Source organism: Pseudomonas sp. LBUM1646 (assembly GCF_059716165.1).
The window spans coordinates 3094760-3117728 of record NZ_CP166810.1; the positions used below are offsets into that span (position 1 = coordinate 3094760).

Consider the following 22969-nt stretch of genomic DNA (forward strand, 5'->3'; position numbering starts at 1 on the left):
TCCGCGCAATCAGTACAATCGCCGACTTTGCCCCCCGAGCACGGACGCAATACGGTGGGCGGTCACGAGAAATCTCATGCTCATCGGCACCTATTCCCCCACGCTGGTTTTCATCTCGCTGTGCGTGGCGATTCTCGCTTCCTATACCGCCCTGGACCTCACCGGCCGGATCGCCACCACCAAGGGCCGCGCCGTCCACCTGTGGACCGCCGGTGGAGCCGTCGCCATGGGTATTGGCGTGTGGTCGATGCATTTCATCGGCATGCTCGCGTTCAAATTACCGATCGATCTTGGCTACGACCTCGGCATTACCGTGCTGTCGCTGGCCATTGCCGTTTTGTCCTGCGGCTTTGCCCTGTGGCTGGTCAGCCAGCCGAAGCTGCCGGTGTGGCAATTGGCGTTCGGCGCGCTGGTCATGGGCAGCGGGATCAGCGCCATGCATTACACCGGCATGGCGGCCATGCTGATGCAGCCGGGTATCGATTACGACCCGACGCTGTTTGGCGCCTCGCTGCTGATTGCCGTCGGTGCGTCGGCTGCGGCGTTGTGGATTGCCTTCCGCCTGCGCCAACACACGCCTTATGTGGGCCTGATCCGTGGCGGCGCTGCGGTGATCATGGGTTTCGCCATCGTCGGCATGCACTACACCGGCATGGCCGCTGCGCGCTTCCCGGACGGCAGTTTTTGTGGCGCGGCCCTCAGCGGCTTGAGCGGCAAGGGCCTGGACAACCTGGTGTTGATCACCACGTTGGCGGTGTTGAGCATCGCTTTGCTGACGTCGATTCTCGATGCACGCCTGGAAGCCCGTACCGCCGACCTGGCGCATTCGCTGACCGAAGCCAACCGCGAACTCACCCAACTGGCTTTGCACGACACTCTGACCGGCCTGCCAAACCGCACGTTGCTGGCTGACCGCATTGAACTGGCCATGTCCAAGGTGCAAGAGCAGGGCGGTTGTTTTGCACTGATGTTCATCGATCTGGACGGCTTCAAACCGGTCAACGATGCCTTTGGCCATCACATGGGCGACCAGTTATTGCGTGAGGTCGGATTGCGCCTGCGCGAGGACTTGCGCAGCCAGGACACCTTGGCGCGGATCGGTGGCGACGAATTCGTGCTGCTGGTGCGCCTGAGCGAGCCCAACGATGCGCTGAGCCTGGCGGCGCGACAGGTCAACCTGATTGCACGCTCGTTCCGGGTGGCCGAACATGACTTGCAGATTTCCGCCAGCGTCGGCATCGCGCTGTATCCGGGCAATGGCCAGACTGCGCAAGAACTGCTGATGAACGCCGACGCCGCGATGTACCACGCCAAGGGCGCCGGGAAAAACGGCCACAGCTTCTTCGACGCGTCAATGAACAGCAACGCCCGCAAACAGCTGCAATTGCTGCAAGACCTGCGCGCGGCTCTTGAACACCAGCAGTTCAGCCTGTATTACCAACCCAAATTCGACGCCAGCAACGGCCGCCCGGTCGGCGCGGAGGCCTTGCTGCGCTGGGAACATCCGACCCAGGGCATGCTGCTACCGGACAAGTTCATCGAACTGGCGGAAAAGACCGGACTGATCATTCCCATCGGCGAGTGGGTGCTCAATGAAGCCTGCCGGCAGATGCGCGAATGGTACGTGCTTGGCTACACCGACTGGCGCATCGCAGTGAACCTCTCGGCCTTGCAGTTCTGCCACGTCGGTTTGGTCCAGAGCGTGGCCAAGGCCTTGGCCACGCATCATTTGCCGGCCAACAGCCTGACCCTGGAAATCACCGAAACCACCGCTATGAGCGACGCCGATGCGAGCATGACCGTGCTGCAGGAACTGTCGGAAATGGGCGTCGATTTGTCCATTGATGACTTCGGCACCGGTTATTCGAGCTTGATGTACCTCAAGCGTTTGCCGGCCAATGAGCTGAAGATTGACCGCGGTTTTGTTCGCGATCTGGAGCACGACAGCGATGATGCGGCCATCGTCTCGGCGATCGTTGCGCTCGGCCAGGCGCTGGGTTTGCGGATTGTGGCAGAAGGCGTGGAGACCGGTGTGCAGCAGGACTTCCTGACCAAACTGGGGTGTGATTCGTTGCAGGGTTACCTGCTCGGGCACCCGCTGCCGGCGGAGCGTTTCATGATCGATATTCACCGTGGCGAGCAATTAGCGGCCGGCTGATCCCCAGTAGCAGCTGTCGAGCACCGCGAGGCAGCGTTCGGCGACGAAGTCGTCGTAAAATCAGCCAACGCGGTGTATCAGGCAGACCGCGTGCGTAGGGTTTGCGACGACTTTGTCGCCGAACGCTGCCTCGCGCTGCTCGACAGCTGCTACGGGGTCGCTGCCATGACAATTGATGCAGGCCATGCAAAACCCGCCAATGGCGGTTATTCTTGCCCCCGACTGCTTAAGCTCGAAACGGGGAACGTTAGCATGGAAAAAGTCATCGTCATCACCGGCGGCAGCCGCGGAATCGGTGCGGCCACGGCACTGTTGGCCGCAGAACAGGGCTACCGGATCTGTATCAACTATCAGGCTGATGAACAGGCTGCGCAAAGTGTGCTGGAGCAAGTCCGCGCCCTAGGTGCCCAAGCTATTGCAGTGCGCGCCGACGTCAGCATTGAAGACGAAGTGGTCGCCATGTTCCACCGGGTCGACACTGAACTGGGCCGGGTCACCGCGTTGGTGAACAACGCCGGCACCGTCGGGCACAAGTCCCGGGTCGACGAAATGTCCGAATTTCGCATTCTCAAAACCCTTAAAACCAACGTCCTGGCGCCGATCCTCTGCGCCAAGCACGCGATCCTGCGCATGTCGCCCAAGCACGGCGGGCAGGGTGGCAGCATCGTCAATGTGTCTTCGGTCGCTTCGCGTCTGGGCTCGCCCAACGAGTACGTGGATTACGCAGCATCAAAAGGTGCGCTGGACAGCTTCACCATCGGCCTGTCGAAGGAAGTGGCGGGCGAGGGGATTCGTGTCAACGCCGTGCGGCCCGGTTTTATCTACACCGATTTCCACGCGCTGAGCGGCGACCCGGATCGGGTCAGCAAGCTGGAATCGGCGATCCCGATGGCCCGTGGCGGCCGGCCGGATGAAGTGGCGGAGGCGATTGTCTGGTTGCTGTCGGATAAGGCTTCCTATGCGACAGGGACGTTTGTGGATTTGGGTGGTGGACGCTAACCGCTGATCGTTCCCACGCTCTGCGTGGGAATGCCTCAACGGACGCTCCGCGTTCGGCTTTTGGGACGCAGAGCGTCCCGGGCTGCATTCCCACGCGGAGCGTGGGAACGATCACGCGGTCACTGTCAGAACGACCGCACAATCCGCCCCAACGTCTCCATCGCCTTCTCCGAAGCCTCATCCCACGGGCTGCCGTAGTTCAACCGAATGCAATTCCTGAAGCGCTGGGTCGGTGAAAAGATCGGCCCCGGCGCGATGCTGATGCCCTGTGCCAGCGCCATCTGGAACAATTTCAACGAATCCATCTGCGGTGGCAGTTCCAGCCACAGGAAATAACCGCCCGCCGGTTGGCTGACGCGGGTCTGTGCCGGGAAGTAGCGGGCAATGGCGGCGAGCATGGCGCTTTGTTGTTCTTCCAGGGCGTAGCGCAGTTTGCGCAGGTGGCGGTCGTAGCCGCCGTGTTGCAGGTAATCGGCGATGGCTGCCTGGGCCGGCATTGAGGCGCAGAGCGAGGTCATGAGTTTCAGCCGTTCGATTTTCTGTGCGTAGCGCCCGGCGGCGACCCAGCCGATGCGGTAGCCGGGGGCCAGGCTCTTGGCGAACGAGCCGCAATGCATCACCAAGCCTTCGGTGTCGAACGCCTTGGCTGGTTTCGGCGCTTGCTGGCCGTAATAGAGCTCGGCATAGACGTCGTCCTCGATTAGCGGCACTTGATGGCTGCGCAACAGTTCCACCAGTTCCTGTTTCTTCGCCTCGGGCATGGTCGCGCCCATCGGGTTCTGGAAACTGGTCATGCACCAGCAGGCCTTGATCGGATGGCGTTCCAGGGTTTGCGCGAGCACGCCGAGGTCGATGCCGTCACGCGGGTGCACGGGGATTTCCACCGCTTTGAGTTTCAGGCGTTCCAGCACTTGCAGGCTGGCGTAGAACGCCGGGGCTTCGATGGCCACCAGGTCGCCGGGCTCGGTGACGGCTTGCAGGCACAGGTTCAGCGCTTCGAGGGCACCGTTGGTGATCAGCAGTTCTTCCATCGGCAGCATCAGCCCGCCGACCATGTAGCGCAGGGCGATTTGCCGGCGCAGTTGCGGGTTGCCCGGCGACATGTCGGTGACCACCATGCGCGGGTCCATTTCCCGGGCGGCACTGGCCAGGGAACGGGACAGGCGTTGCAGCGGGAACAGGGTCGGGCTGGGGAAGGCCGAACCGAACGGCACGGTGTTCGGGTCCTTGATCGAGTCCAGCACCGAGAACACCAGTTCGCTGACGTCGACTTCGGTGGATTCGTTGACCTGGCTGCTGATCACCGGCTCCGAGAACGGGCTCGGGGCGTGGGTGTTGACGAAGTAGCCGGAACGCGGCCGGGCGCGGATCAGGCCACGACGTTCCAGCAGGTAATAGGCCTGGAACACCGTGGACGGGCTGACTCCGTAAGTCTGGCTGGCGTAGCGCACCGACGGCACGCGCTGGCCGGGGCCGAGGACCCCAGAGCGGATCAGTTCAGCGATGTCATCGGCGAATTTTTCGTAGCGTTTCATCTAGAACCCGGTTTGGAGTCATTCTGGGAAATCGGGGAAGCTTCATCGCGGGCAAGCCTTGCTCCTACGGTACGGTGGTGCCTGTAGGCGCAAGGCTTGCCCGCGATTGAGCGCGAAGCGCTCGGCATCTTAACGGCTCAACGATTCATCGGCGCAACAAACCGGCTCTGCGCCACGCTGTAAATGTCCGGCTCATCGCTGTCGATAATCTTGAAGCTGATCGTCTGCGAGCTGCTGCTCGGCCGTTCCGTGGTCATCGCCACCGACACCGGCACATCGACAATCTCACCCGGCGCCAGGCTCAACTCAGTCTTGCCTTGCAACTGGAAGCCGTCGCCGTCCTCCAGGCTCAGGCGGTAATCCTGGCGCTGCTGGGTCTTGTTGATGACTTTGAGGCTGTAGATGTTCTCGATCAGGCCTTCGCTGTTTTCACGGTACATGCCACGGTCTTTGGTGACGTCCAGCGACACCATCGGCCGTTCCACCAGCGCCAGGGCCAGCGCGCCGATCATGATCAGCAGCACCGCCGTGTAACCGATCAGCCGTGGCCGCAGCAGATGCGTCTTGCCGCCCTGCAACTCATGCTCGGAGGTGTAGCTGATCAGCCCGCGAGCGTAGCCCATTTTGTCCATGATCGAGTCGCAGGCGTCGATGCATGCCGCGCAGCCGATGCATTCCATCTGCAAGCCGTCGCGGATGTCGATGCCGGTGGGGCAGACCTGCACGCAGACCTGGCAGTCGATGCAGTCACCGAGGCCGACATCGGCCGGTTTCACATCACGTTTGCGCGGGCCACGGTTTTCGCCACGGGCCACGTCGTAGGAAATGGTCAGGGTGTCCTTGTCGAACATCACGCTCTGGAACCGCGCATACGGGCACATGTGCATGCACACCGCTTCCCGCAGCCAACCGGCATTGATGTAGGTGGCGCCGGTGAAGAAAATCACCCAGAACAGACTGACACCGGCCATTTGCAGGGTCAGCAGTTCTTCGGCCAAGGGCCGGATCGGCGTGAAGTAACCGACAAAGGTCAGGCCGGTGAGCAGGCTGATTGCCAGCCACAGCGTGTGCTTGGCCGAGCGCCGCAGCAGCTTGTTCAGGCCCCAGGGCGCGGCTTGCAACTTGATCCTCTGGTTGCGCTCGCCTTCGGTGATCTTCTCGCACCACATGAAGATCCAGGTCCAGGAGCTTTGCGGGCAGGTGTAGCCGCACCAGACCCGGCCGGCAAACACGGTGATCGCAAACAGGCCGAACGCGGCAATGATCAACAGCGCCGAGAGCAGGATGAAATCCTGCGGCCAGAAGGTCGCGCCAAAAATGTGGAATTTGCTTTCGGACAAGTCCCAGAGCACCGCCTGACGGCCGCCCCAGTTCAGCCACACGGTGCCGAAGAAGGCGAGGAACAGGAAACCGGCACCGCTCAATCGCAAGGTGCGGAACAGACCGGTGAAGCTGCGGGTGTGGATCAGGTTGTCGCTGGATTTGGCCTTCATCTTTGGGCGTGAAGGCTCGAATGTTTCTACGGTTCGGACGGGGATTCTCTCGCTCATGGTCGTTCGCTCATCAGCCTCCATCAGGCCGGTGCACTATGAGCGGCGATCTGTTTGCATAACAGGCTCAGGTATTGCAATAAAAAGCGGATCAGATGGGCTTTGAACGAGTGCCTGCGACAACTTGATGCACCCGCGAACGCAGGCCGCAGGCGCCTATCCCAGGCGCCCGGGCGGGTTGTTGATCCGGGTCAGTCAAATCACCGAATCACTGTCGGTGGCCTTCAAATGCTTACGACCGTCGACGGCGCCTGCTACGGTCAATGCGTCGGCTTCTGCTTCGGTGATGTAAATGCGCTGGCCGTTGATCTCCACCGCCGACATGGCTTTTTCCGAATCGGTGATGACGGTGACGTCGGGGCACAGACGAATTTCTTCGCCGTTTTCGGTGGTGAAAAAGCAGGTTTGGCTTTCGATGCGCACGGTCATGGGACTGTCCTTTTTTCGGCGGAGACTAAAACGTTAGGTCGCCATGGACGGTCATCGTTCTGTGCAACCGATTAATGGTCGGCGCGGTCCACCCTCTATCAACTCTCACAAGGACTGCGCGATGGACGCCTGGTGGCATGAAGTTTGGGTGACGCTGCAAGCCGAGTTCGCCGACGTCGGCGACGCTTCACAACTGACGCGCATTACTGTGCGCCTGCTGATGGCCGCGGTGCTGGGCGGCATTCTCGGTTTCGAACGTGAGCTCAAGGGCAAGGCTGCCGGGGTTCGCACGCATATGTTGGTGGCCTTGGGCGCTGCGCTGTTTGTGCTGGTGCCGCAGATGTCCGGCTCCCAGGCCGACGCGATGAGCCGGGTGGTGCAAGGGGTGATCGCCGGGATCGGCTTTCTCGGCGCCGGGACCATCCTGAAGAACACCGAGGGTGACGAAGGTCACGTGAAAGGCCTGACCACCGCCGCCGGGTTGTGGATGACAGCGGCCATTGGCGTTTCGGCCGGGATGGGCCGCGAAGCGACGGCGGTGCTCAGTACGTTGCTGGCGTTGGCGATTTTCAGCGTGATGCCCGTGGTGGTGCGAATGCTCGACAAAGACCGCAGCCCTAAGGATTGACTTGATAGGATCGTTCCCACGCTCTGCGTGGGAATGCAGCCCGGGACGCTCTGCGTCCCAGTGGAACACGGAGCGTCCCTTGAGGCATTCCCACGCGGAGCGTGGGAACGATCGGCTACTCAGGGGTAACGATCACCGGCGGCATGGTGTCCGGCGGGTCTTCACGAGGTGGCGGGGTGGTGCCCGGCGGCTCTTGTTCGGGCACCGGCTCCGGCTCGGTCGGCGGTATCGTCGGGTTGTCGATGTTCGGATCAGGCGTTTCAGCCGGGATCGGTATGCTCATCGTTGAAGCCTCCTTTGTTGCACATGGCGTGAGTCGTGCTTAAGTGAGTTGACCACCGCGCGAAGGTTTTGATTCCCACCAATACTCAGGCAAATCCCCGTGAACTTTTACCGGCGCCTGTCGCTCGGAACCTAAGTGAGTTCATTCCGGGACGGATCGGCCCGCGTGGATGAACATCAGGCACAAGAGCGTCCTTGGGGCGTAAAGGAGAGATGCTCGATGATCGCTGAAAAACCGACAGAACTCAGTTACAACCCGCACATGCCGCTGTCACAGGCGTTATTGCTGCCGCGCATTGCGATTGAAGACACCATGCCGACCCTCGACGGCGGGCAGTTTGCCGTCAAGGCTGTGGTCGGTCAGGACGTGCTGGTCACCAGCAAGGTCTTTGCCGATGGCCACGACAAACTGGCCGTGCGCATCCGCTGGCGCGGCGAGGGTGAGGAGTCCTGGCACAGCGAAACCATGGCTGACTTGGGCAACAATGGCTGGCAGGGCCGGTTCCGGGTCGAGCGCCAGGGCCGCCATGTGTTTTGCATCGAAGCCTGGATCGATCAGTTCGCCAGCTTCTGTTATGAGCTGGAAAAGAAACACACTGCCCGAGTGCCGGTAAGCCTTGAGTTGCAGGAAGGCCGGACGATGGTGCAAAAGGCCGGCGAGCGCAGTGAAGGTCAACTGAGCGAGCAACTGGCCGAGCTGCACCATGACCTTTCCGGGTTGCTCGAAACCGAGCAGGTCGCGCTGTTCCTGCACCAGCGTAGCGCTGACCTCATGGCCGAGGCCGATCACCGCACCTACCTGAGCCTGAGCCAGGAATACCCGCTGGACGTCGAACGGGAAATCGCCCAGTTCGCCAGCTGGTATGAGCTGTTTCCACGCTCGATCACCGATGACCCCGCACGCCACGGCACCTTTAACGACGTGCACTCGCGGCTGCCGATGATTCAGGACATGGGTTTCGACGTGCTGTACTTCCCGCCGATCCACCCGATCGGCCGCAGCTACCGCAAAGGCCCGAACAATTCCCTGACCGCCGGCCCCGACGATCCGGGCAGCCCGTACGCCATTGGCAGCGCCGAGGGTGGCCACGAGGCGATTCACTCCGAACTGGGCACCCGCGAAGACTTCCGCCGACTGGTGGTGGCGGCGGCTGAACATGGGTTGGAAATCGCCCTCGACTTCGCCATCCAGTGTTCCCAGGACCACCCTTGGCTGCAGCAACATCCGGGCTGGTTCAACTGGCGGCCCGACGGCACGATCAAATACGCCGAGAACCCACCGAAGAAATACCAGGACATCGTCAATGTCGACTTCTATGCCGCTGACGCAATCCCCAGCCTCTGGGTCGAATTGCGCGACATCGTGGTCGGTTGGGTCGAGGAGGGCGTGAAGATCTTTCGCGTCGACAACCCGCACACCAAGCCGCTGCCGTTCTGGCAATGGCTGATTGCCGATGTGCGGGCATTGCACCCCGAAGTGATCTTCCTCGCCGAAGCCTTTACCACCCCGGCGATGATGGCGCGTCTCGGCAAGGTCGGTTACTCCCAGAGCTACACCTATTTCACCTGGCGCAACACCAAGTACGAACTGTCGACGTATTTCAGCGAGCTCAACGAGTCGCCGTGGAGTGAGTGTTTCCGCCCGAACTTCTTCGTCAACACCCCGGACATCAACCCGGCGTTCTTGCATGAGTCCGGACGTGCCGGGTTTCTGATCCGCGCAGCGCTGGCGACCATGGGCTCGGGCCTGTGGGGTATGTATTCGGGTTTTGAGCTTTGCGAGGCGGCGCCGATTCCGGGCAAAGAGGAATACCTCAACTCGGAGAAATACGAGATCCGCCCTCGGGACTTCAATGCGCCGGGCAACATCATTGCCGAGATCGCCCAGCTCAACCGCATCCGCCGGCAGAACCCGGCGCTGCACACGCACCTGGGGCTGAAGATCTACAACGCCTGGAACGACAACATTCTGTATTTCGGCAAACGCAGCGCCGATGGCAGCAACTTCATTCTGGTGGCCGTCAGCCTTGATCCGCATAACGTTCAGGAAGCGAATTTCGAATTGCCGCTGTGGGAAATGGGCTTGCCGGACGACGCCAGTACTCAAGGCGAAGACTTGATGAACGGCCATCGCTGGACCTGGCACGGCAAGTACCAGTTCATGCGGATCGACCCGGCCCATCAGCCGTTCGGGATTTGGCGAATTACCGTCTAGCACGATCGTTCCCACGCTCCGCGTGGGAATGCAGCCCGGGACGCTCCGCGTCCCTTCAGAGCCGAACGCGGAGCGTCCGTCGAGGCATTCCCACGCAGCGCGTGGGAACGATCATCAACAGGAGTTTCAAATGGCGAAGAAACCCAAGGCCACAACCTTCATCAAAGATCCACTCTGGTACAAGGATGCGGTGATTTACCAAGTTCACGTTAAGTCTTTTTTCGACTCAAACAATGACGGTATCGGCGACTTTCCCGGGCTTATCGCCAAACTCGATTACATTGCCGATCTGGGCGTCAACACCATCTGGCTGTTGCCGTTCTATCCATCGCCACGTCGCGACGACGGCTACGACATTGCCGAATACCGTGGCGTGCATTCCGACTACGGCACCATGGCCGACGCCAAGCGCTTTATCGCCGAGGCGCACAAACGCGGTTTGCGGGTGATCACCGAGCTGGTCATCAACCACACCTCCGACCAGCACGCCTGGTTCCAGCGCGCGCGCAAGGCCAAGAAAGGCTCGGCCGCCCGGGATTTCTACGTCTGGTCCGATGACGATCAAAAGTACGCCGGCACCCGCATCATTTTCCTCGACACCGAAAAGTCCAACTGGACCTGGGACCCGGTCGCCGGCCAGTACTTCTGGCACCGCTTCTATTCGCACCAGCCAGACCTGAATTTCGACAACCCGCAAGTCATGAAAGCCGTGCTCTCGGTGATGCGCTACTGGCTGGACATGGGCATCGACGGTTTGCGGCTGGACGCGATCCCGTACCTGATCGAACGCGACGGCACCAACAACGAAAACCTGCCCGAGACCCACGACGTCCTCAAGCAGATCCGTGCCGAAATCGATGCCAACTACCCCGACCGCATGCTGTTGGCCGAGGCCAATCAATGGCCGGAAGACACTCAGCTGTACTTCGGTGACGCCGATGCCATTGGCCTGAACGGCGATGAATGCCACATGGCGTTCCACTTCCCGCTGATGCCACGCATGTACATGGCGCTGGCCCAGGAGGACCGCTTCCCGATCACCGACATCCTGCGCCAGACCCCGGAAATCCCGGCCAACTGCCAGTGGGCGATTTTCCTGCGCAACCACGATGAGCTGACCCTGGAAATGGTTACCGACAAGGAGCGCGATTACCTGTGGAATTACTACGCGGCCGACCGCCGCGCGCGGATCAACCTGGGGATTCGCCGCCGTCTCGCGCCGCTGATGGAGCGCGACCGTCGCCGCGTCGAATTGCTCAACAGCCTGCTGCTGTCGATGCCCGGCACGCCGACCTTGTATTACGGCGATGAGATCGGCATGGGCGACAACATCTACCTCGGCGACCGTGATGGCGTGCGCACGCCAATGCAATGGTCGATTGACCGTAACGGTGGCTTCTCCCGCGCCGACCCGGCCAGCCTGGTGCTGCCGCCGATCATGGACCCGCAATACGGCTACCTGTCGGTCAACGTCGAAACCCAGGCCGGCGACCCGCATTCGCTGCTGAACTGGACCCGGCGCATGCTTGCCGTGCGCAAACAGTCCAAGGCCTTCGGCCGTGGCACGCTGAAAATGCTCTCGCCGAGCAACCGACGGATTCTGGCCTATACCCGCGAATTCACCGGCGCTGACGGCAAGCACGAAATCATCCTGTGCGTGGCCAACGTGTCGCGCAGCGCGCAGGCGGCGGAACTCGACCTGTCGGCTTACGCCGGCATGGTCCCGGTGGAGATGCTCGGCGGTAACGCCTTCCCGCCGATCGGCCAGTTGAACTTCCTGCTGACCCTGGCGCCGTACGGCTTCTATTGGTTCGTCCTGGCGGCGGAAAACCAGATGCCGAGCTGGCACGTGGAACCGGCGCAAAGCTTGCCGGACTTCACCACCCTGGTGCTGAAAAAACGCATGGAAGAACTGCTCGAAGCGCCGTCGCGCGGCACGCTGGAGCAGGGCATCTTGCCGAACTGGTTGCAGAACCGTCGCTGGTTCGCTGGCAAGGACGCGGCCATCGACAGCGTCAACATCGCTTATGGCGTGCGTTTCGGCGATCCGTTGCACCCGGTGCTGTTGAGTGAAATCGACGTCACCAGCGGCGGCCAGACCAGTCGCTATCAACTGCCATTCGGCTTTATCTCCGAGGACCAGGTCGGCGCGGCGCTGCCGCAGCAACTGGCGTTGTCGCGAGTGCGGCGGGTGCGTCAGGTCGGCTTGATCACCGATGCGTTCAGCCTTGAAACCTACATCCATGCGGTGCTTGAGGGCATGCAGGCCAGTACCGTGTTGCAGTCCAGCGAAGGCGAGATTCGTTTCGAACCGACGAAGGAACTGGAAAAACGCGGCCTGACCACCGAATCGGAGGTGCGCTACCTGTCCGCCGAGCAGTCCAACAGTTCGGTGGTGATCGGCAACAGCCTGGTGCTGAAACTGATCCGCAAAATCGCCTCGGGCGTGCACCCGGAACTGGAAATGAGCGCGTACCTGACCCATGCCGGTTTCGCCAATATTTCACCACTGCTGGGTTCGGTGATTCGCCGTGATGCCAAGGGTGAGGACACGCTGTTGATGATCGCCCAAGGCTACTTGAGCAATCAGGGCGATGCCTGGGAGTGGACCCAAAACAACCTCGAACGCGCATTGCGCGATGAACTGGCCGATGCCATGTCCGAGCAGGAGCAGCACTACAACGCCTTGGGTGAATTGCGCGATTTCGCCGGCATGCTCGGCCAGCGCCTGGGGGAAATGCACCAGATCCTGGCGGCGCCGACCGACAACCCGGACTTCGCCCCGCAGGTCACCACGCAGAAAGAAGCCCTGGCCTCGGCCAAGGATGTGGCGGCGCAACTGGAACATGCGCTGAAGTTGCTCAAGCAGCATCAAAGCGAATTGAACCCGGCCGACAAAGTGCTGGTCACTCGTTTGCTGGACAACAAAAAAACCATCCTCGGCCATGTCCAGGAACTGGGCAAGAAAGCGGCGGGTGGTCTGCGGATTCGTGTCCACGGCGACTTGCATTTGGGCCAGGTGCTGGTGATCAAGGGCGACGCCTACCTGATCGACTTTGAAGGCGAACCGGCGCGGCCGCTCAGCGAGCGCCGTGGCAGGCACAGCCCGTATAAAGATGTCAGCGGTGTGTTGCGTTCCTTCGACTACGCCGCGGCGATGGCGATCAACGTGCACAACGTCGACAACACCGCCGACGCCCAAGCGGCGCGGCAACGGGTCGCCGATCGCTATTTAATTGAAGCGCAACAGGCATTTATCGACGCTTATCGGCTGGCGGCAGCTAGTCTTGCTCATGCGTGGCAAGATCCCGAGGGCGAAGACGCTGCATTGGCGTTATTCGGCCTGGAGAAGGCGGCCTATGAAGTGGCTTATGAGGCGGAAAATCGCCCCACCTGGCTGCCGGTGCCGTTGCACGGTTTGTATGGGTTATTGAGTGGGCTCAAACCCTTTTCGGATCTTGGTGGAGAGTAGTCATGAGTTTCTCGAACAAGGAACAGGGGCATCATAAAGAAGCGCTGCTGCCCAGGGCGCGGGACATTGACGCGCTGGTGCGCGCCGAACACCACGACCCCTTTGCCATACTCGGCCCCCACGGCGATGACCATGGCGGGCAATTCATCCGTGCTTATTTGCCGGACGCGCTGAGCGTTCAGGTAGTGGCCAAGGATTCCGGCGAAGAGCTGGGCAGCCTTGAAGCCACCCAGACACCAGGGCTGTTCGTCGGCCACTTCGACCGCGCCCAGCCGTATCTGCTGCGCACCCGCTGGGCCGGTGGCGAGCAACTGGCCGAAGACCCTTACAGCTTCGGGCCGTTGCTCGGTGAGATGGACTTGTACCTGTTTGCCGAAGGTAATCACCGCGATCTCAGCGCCTGCCTCGGCGCGCAGCTGAAGAACGTCGACGGTGTGGACGGCGTGCGGTTCGCCGTGTGGGCACCAAACGCGAAACGGGTCTCGGTGGTTGGCGACTTCAACGTCTGGGACGGTCGTCGGCATCCGATGCGCCTGCGTCATCCGACCGGGGTCTGGGAGTTGTTCGTTCCGCGTTTGCAAGCGGGGGAGGCGTACAAGTACGAAATCCTTGGCACCCAGGGCATTCTGCCGCTGAAAGCCGACCCGATGGCCCTGGCCACGCAAATGCCGCCGGACACCGCTTCGAAAGTCGCTTCACCGCTGAGTATCGACTGGCAGGACCATGAGTGGATGCAGTCGCGCGGTGACAAGCAGAAGCCTAGCGCGCCGCTGTCGATCTATGAATTGCACGCCGGATCGTGGCAGTGCGAATTGGACGATCTGGGCGAAGTCGCCCGCCAGTACACCTGGCATGAATTGGCCGATCGGCTGATTCCGTATGTGAAGGAGCTGGGTTTCACCCACATCGAACTGATGCCGATCATGGAGCACCCGTTCGGCGGTTCCTGGGGTTATCAGTTGCTCTCGCAATTTGCCCCGAGCGCCCGATACGGCTCGCCGGATGACTTCGCCGCGTTCGTCAATGCCTGCCACCAGGCTGACATCGGCGTGATCCTCGATTGGGTGCCGGCGCATTTTCCGACCGATACCCATGGCTTGGCGCAGTTCGACGGCACGGCGCTGTATGAATACGCCAACCCGATGGAAGGCTTTCACCAGGACTGGGACACCCTGATCTACAACCTCGGGCGCACCGAAGTGCACGGCTACATGCTCGCGTCGGCGCTGCACTGGCTCAAACATTTCCACGTCGATGGCCTGCGGGTCGATGCCGTGGCGTCCATGTTGTATCGCGACTACTCGCGCAAGGCCGGCGAATGGGTGCCGAACCGCCATGGCGGTCGCGAGAACCTGGAAGCCATCGACTTCCTGCGCCACCTCAATGATGTGGTCGATCTGGAAGCGCCTGGCGCGCTGGTGATCGCTGAAGAGTCCACGGCGTGGCCGGGTGTCAGCCAGAACACCCAGCAGGGTGGCCTCGGTTTCGATTACAAATGGAACATGGGCTGGATGCACGATTCGCTGCATTACATCCAGCAGGACCCGGTCTACCGCGCTCATCATCACAACGAGCTGAGTTTCGGCTTGGTGTATGCCTGGTCCGAGCGCTTCATCCTGCCGATTTCCCACGATGAAGTGGTGCACGGCAAGCATTCGCTGATCGACAAGATGCCTGGCGACCGCTGGCAGAAATTCGCGAATCTGCGGGCCTATTTGAGTTTCATGTGGGCGCATCCGGGCAAGAAGTTGTTGTTCATGGGTTGCGAGTTTGGCCAGTGGCGCGAGTGGAATCACGATCAGCAGCTGGACTGGTACTTGCTGCAGTACTCCGAGCACAAAGGCGTACAGAAACTGGTCGGCGACCTCAATCGGTTGTACCGCGAAGAACCGGCGCTGCACGATCAGGACGATGCACCGCAAGGCTTCCAGTGGTTGATCGGCGATGACGCGATCAATAGCGTCTATGCCTTTATGCGCTGGAGCAAGGAGGGTCGGCCGGTGCTGGTGGTGGCCAACTTCACGCCGGTGCCGCGTTCGGCCTATCGCGTCGGCGTGCCGTTTGCCGGGCGCTGGACCGAGCTGATCAACAGTGATGCCGACACCTACGCCGGTTCCAACTATGGCAATGGCGGCGGGGCGTTTACCGAGGAAGAACCGAGCCATGGCCAGGCGTTGTCGCTGGTGTTGAATCTGCCGCCGCTGGCGGTGTTGATTTTGCGGCCGGAAGGCTAGTTCCTGATCGTTCCCACGCTCTGCGTCACTAGTGTCCGGTAAACATGTTTCAAAGCTGAAGGTTGCCCTGGGCAGCCTTTAGTTTTTCTTGTTCCTGCCTTCGTCGGTCTTTGAATTCTTGGGTAGCGGGCCGTTCATGCAGGACATGTGCAATCCGCACCGTCAGCTCAAACAACGAGCCGGGAAACCCTGAGCGACGGTGAAAAAGGTGCAGTAACAAGTAGCTGATCAAAGCACTGTAAATCTGCAGGCGAACGGCATTTTCGGAGAAAGCATAGAACCGCTTGAGTTTCAGATGTTGCTTGATCCACTTGAAAAACAACTCGATCTTCCAGCGATTCTTGTACAAACCCGCGATTTCTTCAGCTGTTCTGGCAAAGTCGTTGGTCACCAGGATTAACGGTGTCACGTGCCCTTCGCGTTCAATCACGACACGTCTTACTGGTTCGTCTCGATAGTCATTCACACGTTTGCCACCCAGACGTTTTTTGCCGAACTGAACGACCTCATCACTCATGACCGGGCTTTGTTCGGCAACGGTTGAGTGCTCGTGCAGCACCTCGTAGTTGGCATTTTTCTTAAACCGAGTGACGAAATAAGCACCTTTGCTCTGCAACTGGTACCACCAGTTGTAATCGCAGTAACCTTTGTCAAAGACATAAGTCATGCCGGCCTGAATCGGCATATTCAGCGCATCGCTCATGTCGTTGACGTTGGCGGGGGTAATGTTCACGTACACCGGGGCCAACTGAGCCAGATCCAACCCTACGTGTACCTTGAGGCCTTGTGTGATGCGGGTTTTAGTTGCGGCAGTCCAGTCATCAAAGTGAGGTCCACGCAAGGTAATCGAAGTGGAATCAATCAGACTAACCATGGCGCCGACTTCCTTGCGCTGTTGACGGCCGACACCGCGCAACAGGTTCTCACAGAGGTCTTGGAACGGCCGGTAATCACGCTTGTTCAACGCATCTGACAGGGTCGAGCGGGCAATGGGGCCGGCTTGGAGATGGTAGCTATGCGCAGCCAGCGTTTCGGAGAAAGTCGCCAATGACCGCAGGCTTAAGGCTTGGGTTACATGGCCGCTGACCAGTGTTACCAGCAATTGCCAGGATGTGCAGCGTTTGACGTAGCGATCCGCCTGGTACTTTTCGGTGGATTGCTGGAAGGACGGGCGAGGGATCGCACTGAGCAGTTGGGCTAAACGGGTGCTGGAGAACATGAGTCAAAATCGAGTCTGAAAAATCCGATTATGACTGAAGTCCGCCAACAGCAAGGGGGAGCAAGCTCCCCCTTCAGTTTTTACCGGACACTAGTGACGCTCTGCGTGGGAATGCCTCAAGGGACGCGGAGCGTCCCGGGCTGCATTCCCACGCAGAGCGTGGGAACGATCACTTCACCACCGCATCCGCACCCCCAAACTGCCAATCAACCCATTCAAATCATTGTCATCCACATCACTGCTGTAATCGGCGCTGACGTACAGGCTGACGGTGGGCGTGACCCTGGCCACCAACCCCAATCCCACATCCACGGTCGACGAATTGCGGCTGCTGCTGATCTTGTCCACCTGGTCCAGGGTCACGGTATTGCCGGTGTACACCGTGTGCCACAAGTTGGTCCGCACATAGGGTTCGACCGGCAGGCCATTGATGTCGTAACTGCCTTTCAACCGCGCACCGACCCGGCCGCTCCAGGACGTCAGATCGCTGGAGGAAGCGTTATTGGCGCCGGCATAGGGCGTGTCCAGGGTAATGCGCTGATTGATCAACTGCGCCTGGGGTTCCACCACCCAGTTCTCGCCCAGGCCAATAGGAAAGCCACCTTCCACCGACACCGTCATCGCGCTGCCCTCGGCGGTTTGCCGCATGCCCTGGGCATCGCGGCTGTAGCCGTTGACCCGGCCACCGCTGGCGGTCAAGTCGACGTGCCAGCCTTGTGGCCCGGTCAGGCTCCAGTAAGCGCCGAGACTCTGGCCTTGCAGGTTGAGGGTGTCATTGCCGGGGTCGGCCATCGCTCGGCTGGTCAACAGGCCGTTGCTGTTGCCTTGGTATTGGCTGGTGCCGCCGACCAGGCCGACCCGCTGCACATGACCGCTGCCGCTTTGCAGGGTCAGGATGGCCGGGCCTTTGAAATCGTCTGCGCCGGGGATCGCAAAATTCTCGGACTGTACATCGGTTTGGGCCTGGCGTGACGCCTGCCCATAGAGTTGATCCCAGGCAGCAGGTGCGGCGTCTTCGGTGGTCAGGTGTGAACTTCGCAAGTCCGGGTTGAAGGTGTAGCGGCCCGGGTAGGTGGCGGCAACGTTGGGCAAGGTCAATGTTGGCACTTCCTGGCGATACCAAGGAGTGGTGTCATCCTCGGCAGGACCGGCCTGTACATCCATGGACGAACACAGCAGGAGTGTGCTCGAGACTGTGCAAACAGTGATTCTGATCTCTTGTGGGGTGAATGAAGTTTTCATGGAGGTCTACCTTGCAAACGCATGCCGTTTCGCGCTTTGGCGTCTCTCCTACCCCGAATGAGGGGCGACCGAATGGATTGAGGCAAGCCTTTGGCCGCCCGTTTTAGCGGGTGTCTGAAGGTTTGTCCCTGGCGTATTTCCGGGGGTAGTAACGTGTAGCTAAGAAGACCTGTGACCTTGCGTCAAGAAAATGGCCGATAAATGGTAGGGCTATTTTAGCGATTGCAAGTGGCTGATTATTGGCGCGTACATAAGTGTTTGTTTGTACGAAAAATCATCAAAAAACCGTCAAGTCAGCCGCTTTTGATAGCTGGCTAACGGCCTACCAGCTCAACCTGACACCGACGTTGCCGACAACGCCGCGCAGCTGATTGCTGTCAATATTGCTGCTGTAATCGGCACTGGCGTACACGCTGACGGAGGAGGCGAGGCTCACTACCACCCCGACACCGAGATCGGCGGAAGAAGATTTTTGTTCACTCTCGATTCGGTCGACATGATCGAACGTCACCGTGTCGGTCCCCGAAAAGGTGTGCCACAAATTCGCCCGCAGATAGGGTTCCAGCGGCCGGCCACTGACTTCGTAGCGGCCCTTGAGGCGAGCGCCGAGGCGACCGGTCCAGGCACCGTCGGAATCGAAGGAGACCCGGGAAATGCCGTCGTCCTGACTGTCCAGGGAAATCTGCTGATGGATCACTTGCGCCTGGGGTTCCACTACCCAGTTGCCGGCCAGCGCGATCGGGTAGCCAGCCTCGGCCGAAAGCGTCAGGGCATGGCCACGGTTGTCGAGTTTGAGGCCACGTTCGGAACGGTTGTCACCGTCGAACCGCGTGCCCATGACGACCGTATCGATGTACCAGCCCTTGGGATCGGTCAGCGTCCAGTACAAGCCGTAGCTGTCGCCTTCAAGTTCCACGCTGCCGGCACGCTTTCCTTCAAAGCCTTCGTTGAAACCGTCGACAGCGCCCTGCAAGCGGGTGTGGCCGACGAAGAACCCGGTGCGCTGGGTTTGCCCGCCAGAAGTTTGTGAGCTGTACAGGTCGTTGCCCACCTGAAAACCGTTCAGTGATCCGTTGAGCCGTGGGGTGACGGTACCAGCCCAGGTCTGGTCGAAATTTTTGCCATAGACCCGCGCCCAGCCTGCGCCGAATGCACCGGTTTCCGTGAGCAGGCGTTGATCGCCTTGTCGATCATGGAAGGTGCCCAAGGCGCTGAGGGTCAATTGCGCCGCGGCGGGTGGCAGCACCGACCAGGTCGGGACTTCCGGGCGATACAAGGGAATCGGCGCCGCACCCGGTACCGCGGTGGGCAACACCGGGAGCGGCGAACTGCCGGCCGGCGCAGCGGGCACCGTGATGAGGGTCGGTGGCAGCGTTGGGTCGGCGTTGGGAATACTGATGACTGTGGGTGTCGCCGCTGCTGCAACGAGAATCGGCGGCAACGCGGGGTCGGGGTTGGGAATGCTGAAGATCGTCGGCGTCGCCGCTGCCACGGGTGTCGCCGCCGCCGGAACGATGGTCGGTGGCAAGGTCGGGTCGGGATTGGGAATACTCACGAGCGCTGGCGCGACCACCGCCGAACGCAAATACCAACTGTTTTCGGTGCCTGCCGTTACACCGCCCTTGAACAGGCGGTAGTCGTAGGCGCCCGCCGATATCGGGCCACTGAGGACAAACGCGCTGTTTTCGCTGACGGCCGCGCCTTGGGCCTGGACCAACTGGATACCATTTTGCTGGGTCAAACCGCCGACGCCGCCGAGGTTGCTGACACTGATCACCGTGCTTCCGGTCAAGGTTCCGTCGTTGACCACCAGTTTGTCGCTGGGGGAATTGTCGTCGCCGACCACGCTTTGCAGCAGCAACTGGCCGCCATTGCCGGCGTAATTGCCTTGCACCGTCAGGGTGTCGTCGGTGCGGGTGTTGTCGCGGGCGAGGTCAATGAAGCCTGCGTTGTTCAGGGTCGCGAACTGGCCGGCGGTGAAGGGCGTGATGCTGCCTTGTGCGGAGGTCAGGGTGCTGCTGCCATCAATATTGAACACCCCGGTGCCGCTGGCGCTGTCGCCGAGGACAAAGTTGCCGGCAAGGTCGAATTGCGCGCCGTTGCTCAGGTTGACCGTTTCCCAGTTGAGATAGCGGGCGGGGCTGCTTGCCTTAGTGTGATCGAAGGTCAGCAGGTCATTGCCGGGGCCGCCGTCAAGGCTTGGGGTCAGGGCGAGGGTGCTTTCATCCAGGTTGCTCACGGTTACGCGGTCATTGCCGTCGGCCATCAGGATCGCCGAACGAATGAGGCCGCCGCCATTCCAGACCAGCGTGTCGTCGCCGACACTGGCGCGGATTTCGCCGACGATCTCGCCGCCCGTCACGGTGATGCTGTCGTTGCCGCCGCTGACACTGACGTTGCCGCCGATTCGGCCACCGGAAACAATGATGGTGTCGGTGCCGAAACCGGTCACCAGATTGCCAAGGATCTGCCCACCGGACAGGTCGAAAATATTGTTATCAAGTTTCATGTCGACCCGGCCAATGGTGCCGCTGGTCATCCTTGCAACATCGCCGTCCTCGAAGGCCCCGGTAATCGTGCCACCGGTCATCAGGAAGGTGTCGCGACCGTCGCCTTGAGCGAGGGACTGAATCGTCCCGCCGCTCATGAAAAAATCATCGATGCCATTGCCCTGGCTGACGGCTCCGGTGATTTGCCCGCCGGTGATGCGCAGACTGTCGTTGCCGATGCCCTGATCCAGCGTGCCAGCGAGGGTGCCGGAGTTCATCTGCACCGTGTCGATGCCGGCGCCAAAGGTTACGTTGCCATTGATACGTCCGGTGCCGTTGACGGGGAAGGTCAGGCTGTTATTGCCCGCCAGGTCGGTCAACGCAGCGCTGCTGCCGCTGTCGCAGGTGTATGCATCGTTACCGGGGCCGGCGATCAGGGTGCATGCGCCGGAGGCGGGTGGGCTGACAAAAATCAGCAATGAAGCGGGTACTGCGAAGACCTGCGGTACTGACCGCAGCAGGCTGGTGTAACGGCTCATGGCGAATCCCTACGTCTTACTTCGGGGAATTCATCCTTGGTGGTTCGCCGGACCTTGAATCAACTTAATCTCATGAATAACGCGAAGCCTGTGCCCTAACGAATTGAATGCGCTACTCCTTAGCTTTTTAAGGTGTAGACGCATTCTTTGGCTTGGGGTAGCGCTACTGACGAATGGTTCTGTCAAAAGAGAGGCTTACAGGTGCACTTCTACCGCCAGCGGTAAATGGTCCGACAGGTGAGTCCAGGGGCGGTTGCCGAGTATTGTCGGATGATGGCTGCTGGCATTGCGCAGGTAAATGCGGTCCAGACGCAGCAGCGGAAAGCGCGCCGGATAAGTCTTCGCGGGACGGCCGTGATGGCGTTCAAAGGCTTCGTGCAGGTAAGCGCGCCGGGCGAGGGCGGCATTGCCTTGCAACTGCCAGTCGTTGAAGTCGCCGGCGATGATCACCGGCGCATCGTCGGGCAGGGATTCGAGCAGTTGGCAGAGCAACTGCAACTGCAACTGACGATGGCTTTCGAGCAGGCTCAGGTGCACGCAGATCGCATGGACTTCGGCGTGGCCCGGCACGTCCAGTACACAGTGCAGCAAGCCCCGTCGTTCGGGGCCGGTGATCGAAACGTCAAGGTTGCGAAATTCGCGGATCGGGTACTTCGACAGCAGCGCGTTGCCGTGGTGGCCGTCGGGGTAGACCGCGTTGCGACCATAGGCGAAATCACTCCACATGCTGTCGGCGAGGAACTCGTATTGCGACATCTGCGGCCATTCGTTGTAACGGGACGAGTGGCGCTCGTGTTCGCCGATCACTTCCTGCAGGAATACCAGGTCCGCCGAGGTGCTGCGCACCGCTTCACGCAATTCCGGGAGGATGAAACGGCGGTTGAGCGCGGTGAATCCTTTGTGGGTATTGACCGTCAGCACTCGCAGTCGATGGATGGCGGTGGAGGTGTTCAAGGGCACCGATTCGCGCGTGCGGTGTTCTGAATCGCTGGTCACGTTGGCTCCTCTGAATCCAGGTTGCATAAGTATGCGACTGATGGAGCAGCGGGCAGTTCAGCGGGATTTTTTATAGGAGCAAGGCTTGCCCGCGATGACGTCCTTGAGATCGATATCGCGAGCAAGCTTTGCTCCTACAGGGCACGTTCAGACGAACACGATTTCATACGGCAAACGAATCCGCTCCAGCAGCGCCTTGGGCAACAGCGGCGCAATGCCGATGGCCGGTTCGCCATCGAGTTGACTGGCATAGGCGTGGGTGGCGTGGCTTTTGCGGGCGATGGTCCAGGTGTCGAGGCGCACCTTGCGGGCCCGGTGCCAGGGAATCAACCCGTGGTCGCGCGTCGACCAGTGCCAGGCCCAGACCGGCATTTCGTAGATCGCCACGCCGACGATCGCCGCGGCCCTGGCGGCTGCCCGGCCAACGGCGTCATGGTCATCGGTGCCGTCTTCACGCCACGTGCTGAACAGCACATCGCCGGGTCGCAGGTAGCGCGCAATGTAGTGACTCAACTGTTGTTCGCGCTCGATCAGGGCGTTATCGGTAAAGCCGCCACGAATCCATTTCAGGCTGTGCATCGGCAAGCCGAGGCGGCGTAAGGCCTCGACACTTTCCTGGGGGCGGAACACGCTCAAGCGTTTTTCCGACCATTGCTGCGAGCCCGGATGGCTGGCGCTGCCGTCGGTGATCGAGATCAGTTGCAGGGGATGGTCGAGGGAGGACAACAACTGCAGCAAGCCGCCGCACATGACCACTTCGTCACCGGGATGGGGCGCGATCACCACGGCGCGTGCGCCTTCGGGGACCAGGGTCTGGGTGTTGATGACCGGGATGTTGTCCAGTTGCGGGGCGTTGTTCCAAACCTGTGAAGGTAGACTGCTTTCGCTGAGGTAAACCGATGTCATGGGTTACGTCCTTGTTCTGTCTCGCCCTCAGTCGTGCAACGCTTGATGGATCAAGCCTGGCCGACCCGTGAAGGCT

General features: G+C 60.7%; 15 protein-coding genes. 6 read left to right on the forward strand and 9 right to left on the reverse strand.

All coding sequences use genetic code 11. The annotated features are described in order from the left end of the window. Nucleotides 1-76: 76 nt before the first annotated feature. Both ACA071_RS14420 and ACA071_RS14425 read left to right on the forward strand, forming a co-directional pair. A complete protein-coding gene (locus tag ACA071_RS14420) occupies nucleotides 77-2158 on the forward strand; it encodes a putative bifunctional diguanylate cyclase/phosphodiesterase (RefSeq protein WP_497644957.1) in 2082 nt (693 codons plus the stop codon). Nucleotides 2159-2410: 252 nt separating this feature from the next. Continuing rightward, nucleotides 2411-3157 carry an SDR family oxidoreductase gene (locus tag ACA071_RS14425; RefSeq protein WP_497644958.1) on the forward strand — a complete coding sequence of 249 codons (747 nt, stop codon included), beginning with the start codon at nucleotides 2411-2413 and terminating at the stop codon, nucleotides 3155-3157. A 125-nt stretch (nucleotides 3158-3282) separates the two neighbouring features. Here the strand turns inward: ACA071_RS14425 and mapR are convergent, their stop codons facing one another. From mapR to ACA071_RS14440, 3 genes are all read right to left on the reverse strand, one after another. Further along, nucleotides 3283-4692 carry a GntR family transcriptional regulator MpaR gene (mapR, locus tag ACA071_RS14430; RefSeq protein ID WP_497644959.1) on the reverse strand — a complete coding sequence of 470 codons (1410 nt, stop codon included), beginning with the start codon at nucleotides 4690-4692 and terminating at the stop codon, nucleotides 3283-3285. A gap of 137 nt (nucleotides 4693-4829) precedes the next feature. Beyond that, nucleotides 4830-6242, reverse strand: a complete 1413-nt coding sequence (ccoG, locus tag ACA071_RS14435) for a cytochrome c oxidase accessory protein CcoG (protein WP_497644960.1) — start codon at nucleotides 6240-6242, stop codon at nucleotides 4830-4832. 195 nt (nucleotides 6243-6437) lie between these two features. After that, the gene (locus ACA071_RS14440; RefSeq protein ID WP_169369924.1) at nucleotides 6438-6671 is read right to left on the reverse strand and encodes a DUF3203 family protein; all 234 of its coding nucleotides are present in this window, start codon (nucleotides 6669-6671) and stop codon (nucleotides 6438-6440) included. Nucleotides 6672-6792: 121 nt separating this feature from the next. On the opposite strand from ACA071_RS14440, the gene ACA071_RS14445 reads away from it, so the two are divergent. Continuing rightward, nucleotides 6793-7299 (forward strand): MgtC/SapB family protein, encoded by a 507-nt coding sequence (locus ACA071_RS14445; RefSeq protein WP_497644961.1) that lies wholly within the window; start codon nucleotides 6793-6795, stop codon nucleotides 7297-7299. A gap of 115 nt (nucleotides 7300-7414) precedes the next feature. Here the strand turns inward: ACA071_RS14445 and ACA071_RS14450 are convergent, their stop codons facing one another. After that, nucleotides 7415-7582 (reverse strand): hypothetical protein, encoded by a 168-nt coding sequence (locus ACA071_RS14450; protein ID WP_497644962.1) that lies wholly within the window; start codon nucleotides 7580-7582, stop codon nucleotides 7415-7417. A gap of 219 nt (nucleotides 7583-7801) precedes the next feature. Here ACA071_RS14450 and ACA071_RS14455 point away from each other — a divergent pair, with 219 nt between their 5' ends. The 3 genes from ACA071_RS14455 (at nucleotide 7802) to glgB (ending at nucleotide 15502) form a co-directional block, all read left to right on the forward strand. Continuing rightward, nucleotides 7802-9796: an alpha-1,4-glucan--maltose-1-phosphate maltosyltransferase gene (locus ACA071_RS14455; RefSeq protein WP_497644963.1), complete on the forward strand. Its 1995-nt coding sequence runs from the start codon at nucleotides 7802-7804 to the stop codon at nucleotides 9794-9796. 130 nt (nucleotides 9797-9926) lie between these two features. Beyond that, nucleotides 9927-13268 carry a maltose alpha-D-glucosyltransferase gene (gene treS, locus ACA071_RS14460; RefSeq protein WP_497644964.1) on the forward strand — a complete coding sequence of 1114 codons (3342 nt, stop codon included), beginning with the start codon at nucleotides 9927-9929 and terminating at the stop codon, nucleotides 13266-13268. A gap of 2 nt (nucleotides 13269-13270) precedes the next feature. Further along, nucleotides 13271-15502 carry a 1,4-alpha-glucan branching protein GlgB gene (glgB, locus tag ACA071_RS14465; protein WP_497644965.1) on the forward strand — a complete coding sequence of 744 codons (2232 nt, stop codon included), beginning with the start codon at nucleotides 13271-13273 and terminating at the stop codon, nucleotides 15500-15502. 49 nt (nucleotides 15503-15551) lie between these two features. On the opposite strand, the gene ACA071_RS14470 is transcribed toward glgB, so the two are convergent. From ACA071_RS14470 to ACA071_RS14490, 5 genes are all read right to left on the reverse strand, one after another. Beyond that, nucleotides 15552-16721 (reverse strand): IS4 family transposase, encoded by a 1170-nt coding sequence (locus tag ACA071_RS14470; RefSeq protein ID WP_497641581.1) that lies wholly within the window; start codon nucleotides 16719-16721, stop codon nucleotides 15552-15554. A gap of 174 nt (nucleotides 16722-16895) precedes the next feature. Further along, the gene (locus ACA071_RS14475; RefSeq protein ID WP_497644966.1) at nucleotides 16896-17963 is read right to left on the reverse strand and encodes an autotransporter domain-containing protein; all 1068 of its coding nucleotides are present in this window, start codon (nucleotides 17961-17963) and stop codon (nucleotides 16896-16898) included. Between the two features lie 322 nt (nucleotides 17964-18285). Beyond that, nucleotides 18286-20991, reverse strand: a complete 2706-nt coding sequence (locus tag ACA071_RS14480) for an autotransporter family protein (protein ID WP_497644967.1) — start codon at nucleotides 20989-20991, stop codon at nucleotides 18286-18288. Between the two features lie 195 nt (nucleotides 20992-21186). Continuing rightward, a complete protein-coding gene (locus ACA071_RS14485; RefSeq protein ID WP_497644968.1) occupies nucleotides 21187-21987 on the reverse strand; it encodes an endonuclease/exonuclease/phosphatase family protein in 801 nt (266 codons plus the stop codon). A 147-nt stretch (nucleotides 21988-22134) separates the two neighbouring features. Then, entirely contained in the window at nucleotides 22135-22893 is a 759-nt protein-coding gene (locus ACA071_RS14490; protein ID WP_497644969.1) for a PIG-L deacetylase family protein, read from the reverse strand. Between the last annotated feature and the right edge of the window lie 76 nt (nucleotides 22894-22969).